Source organism: Cupriavidus sp. C3SS-1 (genome assembly GCF_057073755.1).
Genome location: NZ_CP172699.1, coordinates 1951537 through 1971566 on the forward strand (window position 1 = coordinate 1951537; position 20030 = coordinate 1971566).

Genomic DNA, 20030 nt, shown 5'->3' on the forward strand with positions numbered 1-20030 from the left:
CCGGCGCACCATACCGGGGTTCATCCCTCGGCCGGTTGCGCACGACGCCATGCGCACGTGATGTCAGCGCAACAAGGTGATTCATGGACACCGCATCCATAAAACACCATATCGGTGCACGCATCAAGTTTTGGCACCTTATTAGTGCTTATGCACCAAACAGGTTATCTCTGCACCGCCATCTTCCAAATTACTCCGGGGCGGCGGCGAATCGCGGGCGCGCTATAGAATAGCGGACTGGCATCCGCCATTCCATCTATCAATCTTGTCACCCAGATGACTACGCGAGACGAACTCCTCAAGGCTGCGCAACTGCGCCAGCAACAGAACCAGCTTCCCTATTTCGGCGCCCTGTCGCCCGTGGAAGCCTTCGCGCTGCTGCAGGGCGATCCGTCGGCCGTGCTGGTGGACGTACGCACGCAGGCCGAGCTCGACTGGGTAGGCTGCGTCGATCTGCCCGATGCCCAGTTCGCCCACGTCGAATGGATGTCCTACCCGGGCGGCGCGCAGAACTCGCGCTTCATCGAAGAACTGAAGGCGCGCGTGCCGGCCGATGCACCGGTGCTGTTCCTGTGCCGCAGCGCTGCGCGCTCCAAGCACGCCGCCCGCGTGGCCACCGAAGCCGGCTATCGGTTCGCCATGGACGTGCTGGAAGGCTTCGAAGGGAACCGCGACGACAACCACCACCGCAAGACCGTGGAGGGCTGGTGTGTGCGCGGCCTTCCCTGGCACGGCGCCTGACACGGCGACACGCAAAACGAAACAGGGGCTGACCGGCCCCTGTTTCGTTTTTCTCGATCGGCTTCAGTTGCCAGCGTCCGCCACCGTCTGCTCTACCGTTTCAAAGCCCATGCCTCGCACGCCTTCGAGCAGCATCGCATACGCCGGGCCGACCTGCTCCGCAGATCCCTTCACGCCCAGGTCGATATGGCGCCGCGCCAGTTGGTCGCCGCGCTGGGCGTCTCCCACGGATGGCAGGCTGAACACCCGAATGCCGGGGAAAGCAGCCTCGACCCGCTCCATCAGCGGTGTCAACGTCGACTCGGGCGCCTCGAACACGTAGAACGCCCGCTCCTGCTGACCGGCCTGGTTGAACAGGTGGGCATAGCCGTGATCCAACACCCATTCCATCATCGGCCACGCCATGACCGGAAAACCAGGCATGAAATGATGGTCAGCCACCGAGAACCCGGGAATCCGGTTGTAGCTGTTCGGGATGATGCGCGCGCCTTGCGGAAACTCGCCCATCTTGAAGCGATGCTGGTTTTCGGGCAGGTTGAGGTCGCCCTTGACCGGATCCCCTTGCGCGGTTTCCGCAATCCGCAGCGCGATCAGCTCGCGCGCCTCGGGATGCAGCTGTAGCGGCACGCCGAGCGCGGCGGCCACGCACTGGCGCGTATGGTCGTCCGGGGTCGCGCCGATGCCGCCCGTGCAGAACACGATGTCCGGCCCCGCGAGCGTGCGGCGCAGCGTTGCCGTGATGCTGTCGCGGTCGTCGCCGACATACTGCGCCCAGTCCAGCTTCAGCCCACGCGCGCCCAGCAACTCGATGGCGCGGCGCAGGTGCTTGTCCTCGCGCCGCCCGGAAAGTATTTCGTCGCCAATGACGATCAGGCCGAAACCCATGATGCCCCCGCTTCAGGAATGTTCAATGCGGCGCACGTCCGACGGCGCCAGATCAATCACGTCGCCAGCCGACGCCGATGGCGGCGCGGCCGCGCCGCGCTCGGCACGCAGTTGCGCCAGCGCGCGCAGGCAGAAGTGGCCGAACCACAGTGCCGAAAAAATGAAGATAAGCACATACAGCCACAGCATGCCCGCCAGCACAAATGGAAACAGGAAAATGACCGCGGCCGATGACACCCACAGCAGCGTCGGCGCCGAACCGAGCAGTCCCACCACGACACCCATCGTCAGCAGCGGGACACGATGGCGCCGCATCAGGGTCTTGCGCTCCTCGGCGGACGCGTGGTCAGCCAGCGCGTCGTAAGTCATCACGCGGTAGGTCAGCCAACCCCACAGCACGGGCGGGATCAGCGCAAAGAACAACGGCAACAGCCACAGCGGCAATGTCACCAGCACCAACACCAGGAACACCACCGTGCTGCCCAGCGACTGCAACACGCTGCCCAAGATGCTGCCACCGCGCTCCTTGGCCAGGTCCGGATAACTGCGCTCCAGATGGCGCACGACTGCAGGCACCGAAAACAGGCTGATGAACAGCAGCATCGAGGCAATGACCAGCGGCACTGCCAGCGCGGCCACGAATAGCGGCGCGACCACGGCTCGCATCGACTGCAGGCCGAACCAGTCCAGCGCACTGTAGATCCAGCTGGTCAGGACCGAAGCTTCCAGGAAAGAACGCGTCGCGCCCATGATCGGATCCCAGCCCCACCAGAACAGGCCGCCCCAGAGGGCCGTGGCAAGGACGAAGGGCAGGACCGTCAGCATCAGCATGCGCGGATGCAACTGGCTCACGAGCGCTCGGCCAAACGAGCGAAAAATGTCGTTCATGCGGGATGTCGGAATGGAACAGTGCAATGCGCCGGAAAATGCACGCGCACCGAGACACTAGCATACGCCGCCCGGAACGCGGCGTGTCGGTTCAGCCGAGGCGCAGCAGACGCTTGATGCCGTACCACTGCTGGGCCAGCAGCCCGGCGCCATAGTCTCGGCCCTTGCCTGTCGGCGGCGGCATCTGGTCGCGGATGCCGGTCGGATGATAGGCCGGCGTGAAGACCGCCGTGCAGAACAGCATGTCCCACCACGGGAAGATCACGCCATAGTTGCAGCCACCGAGGCGTGCCGGCACGCCGGCCGCCTCATGCCCGATTCCCACGGCGTGGTGCGTGCGGTGGAATCGCGGCGAGATCAGCAGGCGCTCGCCGATCGCGCCGAAATGCAGCCGCAGGTTGGCGTGCTGCAGGCTTTGCAGTAGCTGTGACAGCGCTACCAGCAACACGTACTGCGACGGCTCCACCCCTACGGCGATGGCAACCACGGCGAACACCAGGTCGCGCAGCATGTCGTCGAGCAGGTGATTGCGATTGTCGCTCCACAGCGTCATCTGGCGCTGGCTGTGGTGCACCGCGTGCAGGCTCCACCACCAGCGGTAGGTGTGCGACAGGCGGTGGTACCAGTAGTCGAGCAGGTCGAACAACAACAGGTAGGCGAAGAAGCTGACCAGCGGGATCGACGTCACGCCCGGCCACAAGTCCTCCACGTTCAGGCGTTGCCAGCCGACGAGCCGCAGGTGTCCTTCCAGCAGATCGGACAGCGGCGCCAGCATGAAGAACATCGCCAGCCGGAACAGTCCCAGCCGATGGATCAGCGTATAGACGATATCCGTGCGAATGCCGGCACGGTCGGTCACGGCCTCGACCGGACGCAGCTTTTCCAGCGGCCCCAGGATCAGCACCATCACGGCAATCTGCACCAGGCCTACCAGCAGCCACTCGGTGCCGGTGAATGCATCCTCCGCATAGCCGCCGAAGCCCAGGTTGTAGACCACCGGCAGGACCACGTCCTGGAACAGCGAGCCTTCCAGTTGGGCAATCCAGCCATTGAGCGTGTCCAGCATCAGCGCTTGCCCTCCTTGCGTTGCCCGGCCGCGGCGATCCAGTCCCGGTAAGCGGGATGCTCGCGCAGCGTGGCAAAGCAGAAGCCCTTGCGCTCCAGGCCGGAAATCAGCGGCTCGAGCACGCCCGGGGCCCACGGATCCTTGCGCGACCAGATGCCGAGGTGTGCCATGGCGATGTCGCCATCGCGCAGGTCGCGCAGCGCGCGTGCCAGCAGCGCCTGGTTCGGGTAGCGCTCCGATGACAGCTCGTCGCCCAGGAACCCGGCCGGCGCCCAGCCTACATGCCGGAAGCCGCACTGCTCCGCCCACTGCAGCGTTTGCGGCGCGGTGCGGCCGCCCGGCGCGCGCCACAGCGGCACCAGGTCGACGCCGGTCATGCCACGCAGCGCCTGCGCGCTGCGTTGCAGCTCGCGGCAAAAACCATCGGCGTCCATGCTCACATCCTTGCCGGCCTGCGCCCCGAACTGCGGACGCATGATCACCTTGCCGTCACGCACGCTGCGCAGGTAGACGTGGTCGTAGGTATGCGTGCCGAAGGCATGGCCGTCTGCGGCGAGTGATTTCCAGTAGGGTGCCCAACCGGGCTCGAGCGAGCTGTCCTTGTTGATGGTCGGCTCGTTGGCCAGGAAGAACGTGGCCTTGATATGGTGGCGGCGCAGCGTATCGGCGATCAGCTGGGCCTGGCTCATGCTGCCCGTGTCGAACGTGAGATACAGCGTTCCCGCCGGGCAGGCTTTTGCGGCCGGCGCCGCCGCATCAGCCGCCTGCAGTCCCGTCACCGGCGCGACTGTAGTCGCCAGGGCAACCAGCAGCGTTTTCAAGCGAGGCGCGACGGATTTGCGCATGTTGCTTCCCCTGCCCTGTCGGCTTCAGTAGAGCGGCGCCCGGGTGCGGAAATAGATCCCGTGGGGAGAACGTCCCACGCGAATGGTCTTGACCAGCTTGCGATTCGCCACGTCGATCAGGCCCACCGCGCGTGCCCAGCGGAACGTCACCCACAGCGTCTTGCCGTCGGCAGTCAGTTCCATGTCGTCCGGACCGGGCGGCAGGCCGGTAATGTCGCCCACCTTGGTCAGGGTCTGCTGATCGATGATGCTGATGCTCCCGGTCACGCGGTTGCTCAGGAACAGGTGGCGCTTGTCACCCACCGCACGGAAGTTGTGCGCGCCCTTGCCGGTCTGGATCTGCTTCACGATGGTACGGGTGCGCCAGTCGATCACGGCCACATAATCCGCGCCCGTCATGCCGACCAGCAGGTAGCGCTGGTCAGGCGTGACCCAGATACCCGCCGGCGCCGAGCCCGCGTCCATGCGCCACATCACGTTCTGCGTGGCCAGGTCGATGGCGACGACCTCGTTCGAGTCCTGCAGCGTAATGAATGCAATACGGCTGTCGGCGGTGTAGGCGATATGGCTCGGCGTCTTGGCCAGCGGGAACTGCTTGGCCATCTTCAGCGCCTTGCCGTCCCAGCGGTAGAGATCGACGCGGTCGAGCCGGTTTCCCGTGGTGATGAACCACTTCTGGTCCGGCGAAAAACCGATCTGGTAGGGATCGTCGATGCCGGGCACCCGCTGCTGAACCTTGCCGGTGACCGGATCCAGGAAGACCAAATCATTGCCCACGGCATTCGCCACGATCAGGGACTTTTCATCCGGGGTGGCGATCAGGTGATGAGGCTCCTTGCCGACCGGGAAGGTTTCAAGCACCTTCTGCGTGTCCTTGTCGATCAGCGTGACGGTTGCATCACCTGAATTGAGCACCACCACGACTTCCGCCGAAGCCGGCGAAGCCATCAGCCCCAAGGCCAGGGAGCCGACCGTCAACACACCAGCAACAACACGACGCAACACGAGCATAAGTCCAGTCAATCCAAGGGCGGAATCGCACATTCTAACGTTTCGCAGGGGCGCCCAGATGACCGGCGAACTGACCACGGACAAGACTTTCACAATTGGTTACATATCTCTACGCCGTTCGTGCCAATTCGCCCGGCAAGGCCACGCAGCTTATCGCTGCATAGCCTCCCAGACCTTCTGCAAGCGCTTGACGGACATCGGGACCGGCGTACGCAGTTCCTGGGCAAACAGTGCAATGCGCAGTTCTTCCAGCATCCACCTGAACTCATCCAGCCTGGCATCCGCGGCACCCTTGCCTTGCGACCGCAGTTGCTTCTCGGCGCGCTGCCACTGCTGCAGCAACGGCATCATCTCCTGCATGCGCTGCGTGTCGCGCGCCGGGTCGCCCTTGAGCTTGTCCACGCGCATGGCGATGCCCTTCAGGTAGCGCGGGAAATGCACGAGCTGCGTGTACGGCGTTTCGATCAGGAATTGCTTGCCCACCAGACGGCCGAGTTGGCCCTCCATATCGGTATAGGCCGTACCGAAAGGCTTCGCCTGCAGCAACTTGCGCGGCAGCCCCGCGTATTCGGCCAGGATGGTGCCGGCCAGCCGCGCGATCTCCTGCGCCAGGAGCGACAGCCTGGCCCGCCCCTCGTCCTTGCGGGCGCTGAACTCGGCGTCGTTGCGCGGCAGCGGCGCCTGCAGGCAGGCGCGTTCCAGCGCCAGCAACACGATCTGGTCGCGCAGCATCTCCTGCGTGCCCAGCGTCATGTACTGCATGGCCATCTGCTGCATGCCGGGGATGTTCTTCTCGATGAACTTGACCGGCTCGCGCAACTGCAGCGCGAACAGCCGGCGCAGGCCCGCATGGTGGATGCGCTCGGCTTCCTGCGGATCATCGAAAACTTCCACGTCGCAATGCGTGCCCCTGTCGACCAGTGCCGGGTAGCCAAACAGCGTCTGGTTGCCCTTGCGGATTTCCAGCAGGTCGGGCAGCTCGCCGAACGACCAGGACGTCAAACCTTCGTACTGGCCGGCCTCGGCGGCCGGCACGTCGCGCGCGGCAATGTTCTGGAACGACTGCTGCGCCTGGCCGCCCAATTCCGCGCGCAACTGCGCCAGGTTGCGCCCCATGTCGAGCTGGCGGCCGTGTTCGTCGACCACCTTGAAATTCATGAAGTGGTGCGCGGACAGCGTTTCCGGCTTGAAATCGGCACGTTTCACCATCGTGCCGGTCTGCTCGCGAATGTCAGCTATCAGGACATCGACCAGCTCGCCTTCGCCGAACGGGCGCCGCGCCACGAAACTGGCGGCGTAGTCCGGCAGCGGCACGCAGTGGCGGCGCAGCTTCTGCGGCAGCGACTTGAGCAGCAGGTGGACCTTTTCCTTGATCATGCCCGGCACCAGCCACTCCGCCCGCTCCGGGCGCACCTGGTTGAGCGCGTAGAGCGGCACGGCCAGCGTGACGCCGTCGCGGTGGCTGCCGGGTTCGAAATGGTAAGTCAGGCCCATGTCGACGCCAGCCACCGACAGGGTCTTGGGGAACAGGTCCGTGGTGATGCCGGCCGCCTCGTGCCGCATCAGCTCATCGCGGTTGAGGTAGAGCAGCTTGCGGTCCCTGGCGCTTTCGGCCTGGTACCACTGCTCGAACGTAGTCTGCTGGCAGATATCGGCCGGAATCGCGCGATCGTAGAACGCGTAGATCAGCTCATCGTCGACCAGTACGTCCTGGCGGCGCGACTTGTGCTCGAGGTTCTCGATCTCGCGCACGAGCCGCTGGTTGTGCGCATAGAACGGCAGGCGCGTTTCGAACTCGCCCTCGACCAGAGCGCGGCGGATAAATATCTCGCGCGCTTCGGTCGGGTTCATCGGGCCGTAGTGGACCCGGCGGTGCTGGTACACCACCAGCCCGTACAGCGTGGCGCGTTCCAGTGCCAGCACCTGCCCGGCCTTCTTTTCCCAGTGCGGGTCGCTCCAGCTCACCTTGAGCAAATGGCGCCCGACCTGTTCCAGCCACTCCGGCTCGATGCGCGCGAGCGTGCGCGCAAACAGTCGGCTGGTCTCGACCAGTTCGGACGCCATGACCCAGCGGCCCACCTTGCGCGCAATCAGCGAGCCCGGCCACAGGTGGAACTTGATGCCGCGCGCGCCAAGGTATTCGCGCCCCTTGCCGTCGCTGTCCTCGATGCGGCAGCCGATGTTGCCCAGGAGACCGGTCAGCAAGGCCTTGTGCAGTTGCTCGAAAGTCGGTTCGCTGTCGTTCAGGCGCCAGCCCTGCTCCGTTACCGTGGTCAGCAACTGCGAATGTACGTCGCGCCACTCGCGCAGCCGCACATGGGACAGGAAGCTCGCGCGACAGAGGTCCTGCAGTTGCCGGTTGGATTTCTTGTGCGCAATGGCCTCTTCGAACCATTTCCAGAGCTTGACCCAGCCCAGGAACTCGGACTTCTCGTCCATGAACTTGCGATGCGCCTGGTCGGCCGCCTCCTGCGCTTCCTGCGGACGCTCGCGCGGATCCTGCACCGACAGCGCGCTGGCAATGACCAGCACCTCGCGCAGGCAATGCTGCTCGCGCGCGGCCAGGATCATGCGCGCCACGCGCGGGTCCAGCGGTAATTTGGCGAGCTGGCGGCCGGTGCCCGTGAGCTGGTTGGCGTCGTCCACCGCGCCAAGTTCCTGCAGCAGCTGGTAGCCGTCGGCGACGGCCCGGCCCAGCGGCGGCTCGATGAACGGGAACGCTTCGATATCCGTCAGCCGCAGCGCCTTCATGCGCAGGATCACCGCGGCCAGCGAGGAACGCAGGATCTCAGGATCCGTAAAGCGCACGCGGCCGACGAAATCCGATTCCTCATAGAGCCGGATACAAACCCCATCGGCCACGCGTCCGCAGCGGCCGGCGCGCTGGTTGGCAGCCGCCTGCGAAATCGACTCGATCTGCAGCTGTTCAACCTTGTTGCGGTAGGAATAGCGCTTGACGCGAGCGAGCCCCGTATCGACCACGTAGCGGATGCCCGGCACCGTCAGCGAGGTCTCGGCGACGTTAGTTGCCAGCACGATGCGGCGTGCATTGGACGGCTTGAACACGCGCTCCTGCTCCTGCACCGACAGGCGCGCGAACAGCGGCAGGATTTCCGTGTGCGGCGGATGATGCTTGCGCAGCGCCTCGGCGGCCTCGCGGATCTCGCGTTCGCCCGGCAGGAACACCAGCACGTCGCCGGGGCCCAGGCGCGATAGCTCGTCCACGGCATCGACGATGCCGTCGTACAGGTCACGCTCGCGGGCCTGGGCGCTCTTTGGCGGGCTGTCTGCGGGCGCATCCTGCCGGATCGGCCGGTAGCGGATCTCCACCGGATACAGCCGCCCGCTGACCTCGATGACTGGAGCCGGCTTGCCATCCACCGAGAAATGGGCGGCAAAGCGCTGCGCATCGATCGTCGCCGACGTGATGATCACCTTGAGATCGGGCCGCTTGGGCAGGATCTGCCTCAGATAGCCGATCAGGAAGTCGATGTTCAGGCTGCGTTCGTGCGCCTCGTCGATGATGATGGTGTCGTACGCGCGCAGCAGCGGATCATTCTGCGTTTCGGCCAGCAGGATGCCATCGGTCATCAGCTTGACCGAGGCGCCCGCCGACAGCGCGTCATTGAAGCGCACCTGGTAGCCCACGTGCTCGCCCACCGGCGAGCCGAGTTCCTGCGCGATGCGCTTGGCGGTCGACGTAGCGGCAATGCGTCGCGGCTGGGTGTGGCCGATCAGGCCGCCGCCTTCGCGCCCGGGGCCGCGCCCGATCGACAGGCAGATCTTGGGCAGCTGCGTGGTTTTGCCCGAACCGGTCTCGCCGGACACGATGACGACCTGGTTGGCCTGCAGCGCGGCCGCGATCTCGTCGCGGCGGGCCGAGACTGGCAGCGCTTCGGGAAACGTGATCGGCGGCAGCGGATTGGCCTGTCGCGGCGGGCGTGGCGCGCGCCGGCGCCCGGACTGCGCCTCCCCGCCGGGCGCGCGTTCGGGCGCGCGTTCGGGCCGAGGTCCGGGGCGGGATGGCGGGCGCTGCTCGGCGCGGCCGTCGTGTCGGGGGGCGGGCCGTGCGCCGGCGGCTGGCTGGCGTGGCGAAGAAGGATTGGCGGGACGTTGTTCTGACATTGGCCGGGATTATAATCCGCGGCATGAACGCCAGAACCGACACGCCACCGCAGGCACCGGCTCCTTCCGAGCCGGCCGAGCCCCAGCCTGCCACCGAATCGCAGCCCGCCACGGGTGCGCCCCAGACTGAAGTCGGCGAGCGCGGCGCGCCCGACCACCAGCAGTTCGTCGACTGGCTGCGTACCGTCGCGCCCTACATTCACGCGTTCCGCGGCAAGACCTTCGTGATCGCCTTCGACGGCGAACTGGTCAAGGCCGGCGTACTCAACGCACTGGTCAACGACGTGGCACTGCTGCATGCCATGGGCATGCAGATCGTGCTGGTGCATGGCTCGCGCCCGCAGGTGGAAGAACAGCTGGCGCTGCGCCATGTCGAGTCCCAGTTTGCCGATGGCGTGCGCATCACCGACAACGCCGCGCTCGAATGCGCCAAGGAGGCCTCCGGCGAACTGCGCCTGGATATCGAGGCCGCCTTCAGCCAGGGGCTGCCCAACACGCCGATGGCGGGCGCCCAGCTGTCGGTGATCTCGGGCAACTTCGTCACGGCCCGGCCGGTGGGCATCGTCAACGGCGTGGACTACCAGCACACCGGCCTGGTGCGCAAGATCGATGGCGAATCGGTGCGCATGTCGCTGTCGCATGGCAAGATCGTGCTGTTCTCGCCGCTGGGTTTCTCGCCCACGGGGCAGGCCTTCAACCTGTCCATGGAAGACGTGGCCAGCGCCACGGCCACCACGCTGAAGGCCGACAAGCTTATCTTCATCACCGAAGTGCCGGGCGTGCTCGATCCGGTCGGCAAGCTGATGAAGGAAATGTCGCTGCGCACCGCCGTTGAGCGCCTGCAGAACAACCACCTGACGCCCGACGTCGGCTTCTACCTGGAGCACCTGGTCAAGGCGCTCAAGGGCGGCGTGCCCCGCGCGCACCTGATCCCCTATTCGCTGGACGGCTCGGTGCTGCTGGAGCTGTTCCTGCACGATGGCGTCGGCACCATGATCTCCGACACGGACCTGGAAAGCCTGCGTGAAGCCACGCTGGACGATGTCGGCGGCATCCTGCAGCTGATCGCTCCGCTCGAGCAGGACGGCACGCTGGTCCCGCGCGGCCGGCACCTGATCGAGCGCGACATCGCCAACTTCTCGGTGATCGAGCACGACGGCGTGCTGTTCGGTTGCGCCGCGCTGTACGACTACCCGCGCGAGAACATGGGCGAGATGGCCTGCCTGACGGTGTCGTCCGAAGCACAAGGCACTGGCGATGGCGAACGCCTGCTCAAGCGCATCGAACGGCGCGCGCGCTCGCTCGGGCTGGAGCGCCTGTTCGTGCTCACCACGCGGACCGAACACTGGTTCCTCAAGCGCGGCTTCGTCCACGCCACGGTGGATGACCTGCCGGAAGACAAGCGCAAGCTCTACAACTGGCAGCGCAAGTCGATGGTGCTCATGAAAAAACTGTAGAACCGTAGGGGCAATGCCGCCAGGCGGCGGTGCCTCTGCCTTGCTTGGCTACAATAGCGCACCGGTCGTCGACTGAAATACAGAATCGCGAGCGCGCGGCACCTGGCATGAACCCGCCGTGCCGCCCCGCTCACGCCAACCTACAAGAAGGAGTTCCCATGGCCCGCATGGTCCACTGCATCAAGCTGAACAAGGAAGCCGAAGGGCTCGATCTCCCGCCGCTGCCCGGCGAACTCGGCAAGAAGATCTGGCAAAGCGTCTCGAAGGAAGCCTGGGCCGGCTGGCTCAAGCACCAGACCATGCTCATCAACGAGAACCGCCTGAACATGGCTGACGCCCGTGCGCGCCAGTACCTGCTCAAGCAGACCGAGAAGTACTTCTTCGGCGAAGGCGCGGACCAGGCTCAGGGCTACGTGCCGCCGTCGGCCTGAGTATCCGGACCAGCCAAATGAAAAAGGGGTGCCGGCGGCACCCCTTTTTGCCATCGGCGCGTCAGCGCCGTTGGATCAGAAGTCGGTGCGCTGGACGCCGTCCCCCGTGCCCAGCAGCAGCACGTTCGCGCCACGCAGCGCGAACAGGCCGACCGTCACCACGCCCGGGATCTGGTTGACGGACTGCTCCAGCCCGCGCGGATCCGTAATTTTCAGCCCGGCCACGTCCAGAATCACATTGCCGTTGTCGGTCTTGTAGATTCCGCCGTCCTTGTTCATGCGCAGGCGCGGCTGGCCACCTAGCGCGGCCAGCTGGCGTGCCACGGCAGCACGTGCCATCGGAATCACTTCGACGGGCAGCGGGAACGCGCCCATGGTCTGCACCAGCTTGCTGCCATCCGCGATGCACACGAAACGGCCCGCGACCGAGGCCACGATCTTCTCGCGCGTCAGCGCGCCGCCGCCGCCCTTGATCATCGCGCCGCTGGCGTCGACTTCGTCAGCGCCGTCGACATAAACCGGGATATCGTCGACTTCGTTCAGGTCCAGCACCTTGAAACCATGCTGCTGCAGCCGGCGCGTGGATGCCTCCGAGCTGGATACCGCACCCGCGAAGCGTTCCTTGAACGCCGCCACGGCGTCAATGAAAAGATTGGCAGTGGAACCGGTACCGACGCCGAGCACCGCGCCCGCCGGGACTTCCTGCTTCACGTAGTCGGCCGCGGCTTGCGCCACCAGCGCCTTGAGTTCATCCTGAGTCATGACAACAGCCAGATGGCTTGGGGAAGAAAACGCGTAGTGTAGCGGATTGCGGCGGCCCGGCTTGCGCGCGACGGTACAATGGCCCGGAAGGCACGCACGGCCCTGACGTACCGCCGCCCTCTCCGCCTCAACATGACGACTGCAACGACATACCGATCATGAACCAGCTCGAACAACTCAAGCAGTTCACCACGGTCGTGGCCGATACCGGCGACTTCCAGTTGATGAAGCAGTACACCCCCCAGGACGCCACCACCAATCCGTCGCTGATCCTCAAGGCCGTGCAGAAGCCCGAGTACCGCGGGCTGCTCGAACAGGCCGTACGCGATTACCACGACGAAGGCGGCGTCGATGCCGTGATGGACGGCGTGCTGATTGCTTTTGGCTGCGAGATCCTCGCCATCGTGCCGGGGCGCGTGTCGACCGAAGTCGATGCCCGCTTGTCGTTCGACACCGGTGCAACGGTCGAGAAAGCCCGGCACCTGATCCGCCTGTACGAGCAGCGCGGCGTGGCCCGAGAGCGCGTGTTGATCAAGATTGCATCGACCTGGGAAGGCATCCGCGCGGCGGAGATCCTGCAGCGCGAAGGCATCCGCTGCAACATGACGCTGCTGTTCTCGCTGGTGCAGGCCGTCGCCTGCGCCGAGGCCGGCGCACAGCTGATCTCGCCGTTTGTGGGCCGGATTCTCGACTGGTACAAGAAGCAAGCAGGCGATCAGTGGGACGCTGCCGCCAATGCCGGCGACAACGATCCAGGCGTGCGCTCGGTGCGCCAGATCTACGACTACTACAAGAAGTTCGGTTACTCGACCGAAGTGATGGGCGCGAGCTTCCGCAGCCCCGCGCAGATCCTGGCCCTGGCCGGCAGCGACCTGCTCACCATCAGTCCCGATCTGCTCGAGCAATTAGCCAGTACCGAAGGCACGGTGGAACGCAAGCTGTCGGTCGACCTGGCGCAGGCCGGCAACGTTGCGCGCATTCCGGCGGACGAGCCCGCGTTCCGTTGGCAGCTGAATGAAGATGCCATGGCCACCGAGAAGCTCGCCGAAGGCATCCGCCAGTTTGCAGCGGACGCGATCAAGCTGGAAAAGCTGGTCGCGGAAATCGCTGGCTAAAAGCCTGAAGCCCGTCGCTTAATCCGGCTCCGCCTCGGGGCCGGATGGCGGCCAGAGCAGCGGCAGGCATGCCCCTGCCGCCGCTGGCAGCACGACGTCGGCGGTCTGGTCCAGCACCGACGGCTGCGGATTCACCACGACGACCCGCGCGCCGTGATCTTTGGCCCGGCCGGGCAACCCGGCCGCCGGATACACCAGCCCCGACGTCCCCACCACCAGGCACAGGTCGGCAGTCTCGGCAGCATGCTCGGCGCGGAAGCGCGCCACGCGCGGCAAGTCCTCGCCGAACCACACCACACCGGGCCGCATCAGCGCGCCGCACAGGCTGCAGCGTGGCGGGTCGCCGGGAATGGCGGTGGCCTCGTCACAGCGTCCGCATCCGTTCAGCCATTGGTTGGCGAACAGGTTGCCGTGCAACTCGATCACATGCTCGCTGCCTGCGCGCTGGTGCAGGCCGTCGACATTCTGCGTCACCAGCGTCACCGGCTTCTGTGCGGCCAGCGCAGCCAGCGCATAGTGCGCCGGATTCGGACGGGCGGCCGCGACCAGCTCGCGCCGGTGCTGGTACCACTCCCACACAAGCGCGGGCTGGCGGCGGTAGGCTTCCTCGCTTGCCAGTTCTTCCGGATCGAAGCGGGCCCAAAGCCCAGTCAGCGCATCGCGAAATGTCGGCACGCCCGATTCGGCGGAAATGCCCGCACCGGTCAGCACGAACACGCTGCGCGCCTGGGCGATCAGGTCCCGAGCTTCTTCCAGGCCGGGCCATGGAGACGAGGTGGGGATCAGAGGATCAAAGGTCATGCGGTCAGCGCTGCGCGCCACTGAAGGATCTGGGGGTCCGGGAGACGCGTATCCACTACGAGGTGTTTGGACCGGACCTGTTTGCAGAATAGTGGCGGGCGTCAGAATCGACGCCACCTGCCAGCCTGGCACGCGCCGCGTTATCGCGGCGCGTAGGTTTTGAAGACACTTACTTCAGGCGCCGCTGGCGCACGGCCTCGTACAGGCAGACCCCGCTGGCCACCGACACATTGAGGCTTTCGACGCCGCCAAGCATCGGAATGCCGACCAGCTCGTCGCAGGTCTCGCGCGTGAGGCGGCGCATGCCCTCGCCTTCGGCACCCATGACGATGGCCATTGGCCCCTTCAGGTCCACGTCGTAAAGCGTCTTGTCGGTGCCGTCGGCCGTGCCGACCACCCAGATGCCGCGTTCCTGCAGTTCGCGCAGCGTGCGGGCCAGATTGGTCACGGTGATATAGGGCACGGTCTCGGCCGCACCGCTGGCCACCTTCGCCACCGTGGTGTTCAGCCCGACGCTGCGGTCCTTGGGCGCGATCACGGCGTGCGCACCGGCGCCGTCCGCCACGCGCAGGCAAGCGCCGAGGTTATGAGGATCGGTCACGCCATCGAGCACCAGCAGCAGCGGGGTGCCTTCAATGCCATCCAGCAGTTCGTCGAGATTCAGTGCCAGCGACACGTCTTCGGCGCGCGCCACCACGCCCTGGTGACGATCGGTGCCGGCCATGCCGCGCAGGCGTTCGGCATCGACGGGGTGCAGACGAACGCCCAGGCCTTCGGCCAGGCGGATGAAGTCCTGCATGCGACGGTCGCGGCGCGAAGCCTCGACATAGACATCGGTAACGCCCTTGGCGTCCTGGCGCAAGCGCGCGGTCACGGCGTGAAAGCCGATCAGAAGTTTTTGTTTAGCCATGGCGCGATTGTACTCGCCCTGCCCGGCTCGCCAGCACGCTTGCTGCGCGCTGTCCGGGAACGCTATTACCGCGCGCCCCGGACAGCCCCGATCAACGCTTGCGAGGCGGGCGCGAAGTCTTGCCCGCGGCCTTTGCGGCGTGCGTCTTCGAACCCGGCTTGCGCGGCTTCTCCAGATGGCCCGGCTTGGGCTTGGCGGCACGCTTGGCCGGCTTGCCGCCGGTCTTGACGTGCGGCGGCAGCGGCGTGATCACCGCCTCGAACACCGGCTGCTCTTCGATCACGCGATCGAGCGTCTCGTCGAACGACTCCTCCGGCTTGGAAGTCCCGCCCAGCAGGGCCGCCAGTTGCCGCCCCTTCTTGCGTGCCGGCACCGCATGCGCGGCCGGCACGCGCGGCGGCTCGGACACGCCGGCGCGAGCGCGCAGGGTCTTGACCGACGGCTCCTGCACCAGGCGGAAGTCGATCTTGCGCGCATCCAGGTCCACGCGCGACACCTGCACGCGCACGCGGTCGGTCAGGCGATAACGGATGCCGGTACGCTCGCCACGCAGTTCGTTGCGCGCTTCGTCGTACTGGAAGTAGTCGCTGCCGAGTTCGGTGACGTGCACCAGGCCCTCCACGTACAGCTCGTCGAGCTGCACGAAGATGCCGAACGACGTCACGGCGCTGACGGTGCCGGCAAAGTCGCTGCCCAGCTTGTCGCGCATGAAGTAGCACTTGAGCCAGGCTTCGACATCGCGCGACGCCTCGTCGGCGCGGCGCTCGTTGGCCGAGCAATGCAACCCGAGTTCGTCCCAGATGGCTTCATTGCGCCGCGCACGCGCCGCGGTCAGCTCTGCCTTCTGCTCGGCGTCCTTGGCCTGCAGGCGCCGTGCCTTGGGCGACACCGCGGTATTGAACTCGGTGCCGTGCGCGAAAGCCGGCTGGTACTTGGTGTGGGCCAGGATCGCCTTGATGGCACGGTGCACCAGCAGGTCGGGATAGCGGCGGATCGGGCTGGTGAAGTGCGCGTAGGCCTCGTAGGCCAGGCCGAAGTGGCCGATATTGTCCGGGCTGTAGACCGCCTGCTGCATCGAGCGCAGCAGCATGGTCTGCAGCATCGGCGCGTCGGGCCGCGACTTGATCTTGTCCATCACCTCGGCGTAATCGGACGCCTGCGGCTTGTCGCCGCCACCGAGCGACAGGCCGGAGGTTCTCAGGAACTCGCGCAGGTTCTTCAGCTTTTCCTCGCTCGGGCCCGCGTGGATCCGATACAGCGCCGGGTGCTTGAAGCGCTCGAGGAAATCGGCCGCGCAGACGTTGGCCGTCAGCATGCACTCCTCGATCAGCCGGTGCGCGTCGTTGCGCGTGCGCGGCAGGATCTGTTCGATCTTGCCCTGCGCGTTGCAGACGATATACGTCTCGGTGGTATCGAAATCGATCGCGCCGCGCGCACGCCGCGCCTTGAGCAGGACCTGGAACAACTCGTACAGGTTCTGCAGGTAAGGCACGAGGTCGGCGCGCTTGTGCGCCTCCGGGCCCTTGGTGTTCGACAGGATCGACCAGACCTCGTTGTAGGTCAGCCGTGCCTTCGAATGCATCACGGCAGGATAGAACTGATAGCCCTTCAGTTCCCCCTTGGCGGTAATCACCGCATCGCACACCATGCACAGGCGGTCGACCTGCGGGTTGAGCGAGCACAGGCCGTTGGACAGCTTCTCCGGCAGCATCGGGATCACCCGGCGTGGGAAATACACCGAGGTGGCGCGGTCGAGCGCATCGGCATCCAGTGGCGTACCGGGCCGCACGTAGTGCGATACGTCGGCAATGGCAACGATCAGGCGCCAGCCCTTGGTGCGGCCGATCTTCACCGGCTCGCAGTAAACGGCATCGTCAAAGTCGCGCGCATCTTCGCCATCGATCGTGACGAGCGCCACGTCGCGCAGGTCGATGCGGTGATCGAGGTCGGCTTGCCGCACCTCGTCGGGCAGCGCCGAGGCTTCCTTGGCCGCCGCATCCGAGAACGCATGCGGCACACCGTACTTGCGCACCGCGATCTCGATCTCCATGCCCGGATCATCGATTTCGCCCAGCACTTCCACCACGCGGCCGACCGGCTGCACATAGCGATCCGGATATTCGATCAGCTCGACACTGACCACCTGCCCCACGCGCGCCTTGCCCTGCGCCTTCGGCGGAATCAGGATGTCCTGGCTGATGCGCTTGTCCTCGGGCGCCACCACCAGCACGCCGCCCTCGCTGAGCAGGCGACCGATCACGTAGCGGTTGGCGCGCTCGATGATCTCCACGATCTGCCCTTCCGGGCGGCCGCGGCGGTCGTAGCCAACCACGCGCACCTGCGCGCGGTCGTTGTGCATGGCCTTCTGCAGCTCGCGTTCCGGCAGGAAGATGTCGTCTTCGCCGTCGTCGCGAATCAGGAAGCCAAAACCGTCTCGGTGCCCCTGCACGCGGCCGGTGACGAAGTTCGGTTGATGGGCCAGTTCATAGCGGCCCTTGCGATTCAGCTCGATCTGCCCGTCGCGTTCCATCGCGGCCAGGCGTTTCTGGAATCCGTCATGCTCCTTGCGCGTGACGGACAGAGCCTTGGCAATATCGCCGGCCGACTGGGGCGACCCCGATGTTCTCAGTACGCCAAGGATTTCTTCCCGGCTAGGGATCGGATAGTTGTTTTGATTCAATTTTTTGTGAAAACTATTTGACAAAATTTCCGCACTCTCTATAATGAGCGCTTCGGTTGTTTCGACACCTGCCCAGGTGGCGGAATTGGTAGACGCACTAGGTTCAGGTCCTAGCGGTGGCAACACTGTGGAGGTTCGAGTCCTCTCCTGGGCACCAGATCAGCGAGAAACCCGCAGCGCTTTTAAAGCCTGCGGGTTTTTTGTTTTCCGCTCTCGCCTCGCACATCTGATCCGGCAACTTGCACTCCTCGATTCGCAGTCTGGTCAGACCGCATGCCCTTTGTTGATCTGTGGCAGCCAAATGACTGCACTGCAGGCGAGTGTATCAGTTTCAGTGGCGATTCCGGCATTCTCCTGCCACCCTTCCGACACAAATCGCAACGACCGTCATGTCGCCGCACACTAACACATGCGACACGCCCGACGGATTGACAGACCACCGAATCTGTAACTATCATGGTTTCACATTACCATTCCGACCATGAGCACAAGCAGCCGGTTCGCCGTCGCCGTCCATATCCTTACCTTGCTGGCAAGCGCCAGCGAGCCGCTGCCGTCATCGCTGATCGCCGGCAGCGTCGGAACCAATCCGGCGCTGATCCGGCGGCTGATCGGACAACTGGCCGAAGCCGGACTTGTCACCAGCACCATGGGCAGCACCGGTGGCTCGGCGCTGGCGCGCCCGGCTGAACGCATTACCTTGCTGGACGTGTTCCGGGCAGTCGAAACCACTGCACTGATCGCCCTGCACCAGAGCGCCCCGAATCCGGCATGCATGGTAGGCAGGGAGATCACCGGCGCCCTTCGACTGGTCGCGGACCGGGCCCAGTCCGCCATGGACAATGCCTTGGCGGAGATCACCATTGCCGGCATGCTCGCCGATGTCGAGCATGCCGCCCGGCGCCGCAAGCGCTGATTTTTTTGCCCTGATGTGTAACCACATCAGTTTCATATCGGAGCCGCCACGCACGACGCGGCATTTACCTGACCGACCCTTACCCTGACAAAGAAGGAGCAAACATGAACATTGCCATCATCGGCGCCACCGGCCGCGTGGGAACCCGCCTGATCGACGAAGCCCTGCGCCGTGGCCATCGCGTCACCGCCCTGGCCCGCACGGCCAGCCACTTGCCTGTTCGCAAAGGCCTGATCACACGCGATGTCGACGCAACGGACAGCCACGCTTTGGCGGCCGCCCTGGCTGGCCACGATGTGGCCATCAGCACAGCACGGTTCGAGCAACTGAAGGCACCGCAGGTCATCGGCCCCGTCAAGGCAGCGGGCGTCTCGCGCCTGCTCGTGGTTGGCGGCGCCGGCAGCCTGTTCGTCGCGCCTGGCACGCAACTCGTGGATACACCGGGATTCCCGGCGGCATACAAAGGCGAGGCGCAGGCAGGCCGCGACTTCCTCGATGCCTTGCGCGGAAAATCGGATCTTGACTGGACCTTCCTGTCGCCGTCGGCCTTGTTCGAGCCGGGCGAGCGCACCGGCAAATACCGTGTGGGCCAGGATGCGTTGCTGGCGGATGCTGCCGGCAAGAGCTGGATCACGATGGAAGACTACGCGATCGCCATGCTCGACGAGATCGAGAAGCCAGCGCATCCGCGCCAGCGTTTCACGGTCGGCTACTGAAGTCTGATCGGAGCGGCCCTTGGGCGGGGCCGCCTGTTTCACGACGGCGTCAGCCTTGCGTGCCGTCTTCCGGCGCGCGCTTGCCGCGCTTGAGCCAGGCCGCAAGGTTATGCGGGCGCAGCGTGTCGTATTCCTCGAACGGCTGGTGAATCCAGGGGTTCGACGGCAGGAAGGTCACGTGGTAGTCAGGCTTGACCTTGGAGCAGTCCTTGTACCAGAGCACCGCGGAACGGACTTCCGTCACGGCGGGATAGCGCTCTTTCAGATGCCGCCCCACGCGCTCCAGAGTCACCCCTGAATCGACCAGATCGTCCACCAGCAGGATCTTGCCGGCGAGCTCGCCGCGCGTCATGGTGATGTACTGCGCGATATCGAGATCGCCTTGCAGGGTGCCCGCGGCCTCGCGGTAGCTGCTGGTTGCCAGGATGGCCAGCGGCACATCGAAGATGCGCGACATCTGGTCGCCCACGCGCAGGCCACCGCGCGCCAGGCACAGGATCTTATCGAACTTCCAGCCCGACTCGTGCACGTTCAGCGACAGACGTGCGATCAGGCGATGGTATTCATCCCAGGATACCCACAGGTTCTCATCGTCGTTTGTTGGCTGATTCATGATTGACTCGCTTGTTCTTCTGGTCGGTTGACCGATATGGCTCGGCCCGCTTGCGCGGGCCGATTTGT

General features: G+C 65.3%; 17 protein-coding genes and 1 tRNA gene. 7 read left to right on the forward strand and 11 right to left on the reverse strand.

Going from position 1 to position 20030, the window contains the following annotated elements:
• Positions 1-276 precede the first annotated feature (276 nt).
• A complete protein-coding gene (locus ACIGJC_RS09030) occupies positions 277-741 on the forward strand; it encodes a rhodanese-like domain-containing protein (RefSeq protein ID WP_483708438.1) in 465 nt (154 codons plus the stop codon).
• Positions 742-804: 63 nt separating this feature from the next.
• Here ACIGJC_RS09030 and ACIGJC_RS09035 read toward each other — a convergent pair whose 3' ends face one another.
• The 6 genes from ACIGJC_RS09035 to hrpA all read right to left on the reverse strand — a co-directional run bounded on the left by ACIGJC_RS09035 (position 805) and on the right by hrpA (position 9561).
• The gene (locus ACIGJC_RS09035; protein ID WP_483708440.1) at positions 805-1626 is read right to left on the reverse strand and encodes a competence/damage-inducible protein A; all 822 of its coding nucleotides are present in this window, start codon (positions 1624-1626) and stop codon (positions 805-807) included.
• Between the two features lie 12 nt (positions 1627-1638).
• The gene (locus ACIGJC_RS09040; RefSeq protein WP_483708441.1) at positions 1639-2514 is read right to left on the reverse strand and encodes an EI24 domain-containing protein; all 876 of its coding nucleotides are present in this window, start codon (positions 2512-2514) and stop codon (positions 1639-1641) included.
• Positions 2515-2605: 91 nt separating this feature from the next.
• Positions 2606-3580 carry a sterol desaturase family protein gene (locus ACIGJC_RS09045; RefSeq protein WP_483708442.1) on the reverse strand — a complete coding sequence of 325 codons (975 nt, stop codon included), beginning with the start codon at positions 3578-3580 and terminating at the stop codon, positions 2606-2608.
• Positions 3580-4425 carry a polysaccharide deacetylase family protein gene (locus tag ACIGJC_RS09050; protein WP_483708443.1) on the reverse strand — a complete coding sequence of 282 codons (846 nt, stop codon included), beginning with the start codon at positions 4423-4425 and terminating at the stop codon, positions 3580-3582. Before ACIGJC_RS09050 ends, ACIGJC_RS09045 begins: the two co-directional genes overlap by 1 nt.
• Positions 4426-4449: 24 nt before the next feature.
• Positions 4450-5436, reverse strand: coding sequence for a YVTN family beta-propeller repeat protein (locus ACIGJC_RS09055; RefSeq protein WP_483708444.1), 987 nt, complete (start codon positions 5434-5436; stop codon positions 4450-4452).
• A 150-nt stretch (positions 5437-5586) separates the two neighbouring features.
• Positions 5587-9561 carry an ATP-dependent RNA helicase HrpA gene (gene hrpA, locus ACIGJC_RS09060; protein WP_483708445.1) on the reverse strand — a complete coding sequence of 1325 codons (3975 nt, stop codon included), beginning with the start codon at positions 9559-9561 and terminating at the stop codon, positions 5587-5589.
• A 23-nt stretch (positions 9562-9584) separates the two neighbouring features.
• Here hrpA and argA point away from each other — a divergent pair, with 23 nt between their 5' ends.
• Positions 9585-11018 (forward strand): amino-acid N-acetyltransferase, encoded by a 1434-nt coding sequence (gene argA, locus ACIGJC_RS09065; protein WP_483708447.1) that lies wholly within the window; start codon positions 9585-9587, stop codon positions 11016-11018.
• 158 nt (positions 11019-11176) lie between these two features.
• On the forward strand, positions 11177-11449 hold the full coding sequence (locus tag ACIGJC_RS09070) for an oxidative damage protection protein (RefSeq protein ID WP_483708448.1): 273 nt from the start codon (positions 11177-11179) through the stop codon (positions 11447-11449).
• A 75-nt stretch (positions 11450-11524) separates the two neighbouring features.
• Here ACIGJC_RS09070 and rpiA read toward each other — a convergent pair whose 3' ends face one another.
• Positions 11525-12211, reverse strand: coding sequence for a ribose-5-phosphate isomerase RpiA (gene rpiA, locus ACIGJC_RS09075; RefSeq protein WP_483708449.1), 687 nt, complete (start codon positions 12209-12211; stop codon positions 11525-11527).
• 158 nt (positions 12212-12369) lie between these two features.
• On the opposite strand from rpiA, the gene tal reads away from it, so the two are divergent.
• Positions 12370-13326, forward strand: coding sequence for a transaldolase (gene tal, locus ACIGJC_RS09080; protein ID WP_483708450.1), 957 nt, complete (start codon positions 12370-12372; stop codon positions 13324-13326).
• A gap of 18 nt (positions 13327-13344) precedes the next feature.
• On the opposite strand, the gene ACIGJC_RS09085 is transcribed toward tal, so the two are convergent.
• From ACIGJC_RS09085 to rnr, 3 genes are all read right to left on the reverse strand, one after another.
• Positions 13345-14127 (reverse strand): SIR2 family NAD-dependent protein deacylase, encoded by a 783-nt coding sequence (locus ACIGJC_RS09085; protein WP_483708452.1) that lies wholly within the window; start codon positions 14125-14127, stop codon positions 13345-13347.
• 169 nt (positions 14128-14296) lie between these two features.
• A complete protein-coding gene (gene rlmB, locus ACIGJC_RS09090; RefSeq protein WP_483708454.1) occupies positions 14297-15037 on the reverse strand; it encodes a 23S rRNA (guanosine(2251)-2'-O)-methyltransferase RlmB in 741 nt (246 codons plus the stop codon).
• Between the two features lie 91 nt (positions 15038-15128).
• On the reverse strand, positions 15129-17717 hold the full coding sequence (rnr, locus tag ACIGJC_RS09095) for a ribonuclease R (RefSeq protein WP_483708456.1): 2589 nt from the start codon (positions 17715-17717) through the stop codon (positions 15129-15131).
• A gap of 70 nt (positions 17718-17787) precedes the next feature.
• On the opposite strand from rnr, the gene ACIGJC_RS09100 reads away from it, so the two are divergent.
• The 3 genes from ACIGJC_RS09100 (at position 17788) to ACIGJC_RS09110 (ending at position 19349) form a co-directional block, all read left to right on the forward strand.
• Positions 17788-17874 (forward strand) — tRNA-Leu (locus tag ACIGJC_RS09100).
• Positions 17875-18198: 324 nt separating this feature from the next.
• Positions 18199-18633, forward strand: coding sequence for an Rrf2 family transcriptional regulator (locus ACIGJC_RS09105; protein WP_483708457.1), 435 nt, complete (start codon positions 18199-18201; stop codon positions 18631-18633).
• 104 nt (positions 18634-18737) lie between these two features.
• Complete coding sequence (locus ACIGJC_RS09110; protein WP_483708458.1) at positions 18738-19349, forward strand: NAD(P)-dependent oxidoreductase; 612 nt, start codon at positions 18738-18740, stop codon at positions 19347-19349.
• Positions 19350-19398: 49 nt separating this feature from the next.
• Here ACIGJC_RS09110 and ACIGJC_RS09115 read toward each other — a convergent pair whose 3' ends face one another.
• Entirely contained in the window at positions 19399-19962 is a 564-nt protein-coding gene (locus tag ACIGJC_RS09115; protein ID WP_483708460.1) for a phosphoribosyltransferase, read from the reverse strand.
• Positions 19963-20030: the final 68 nt, after the last annotated feature.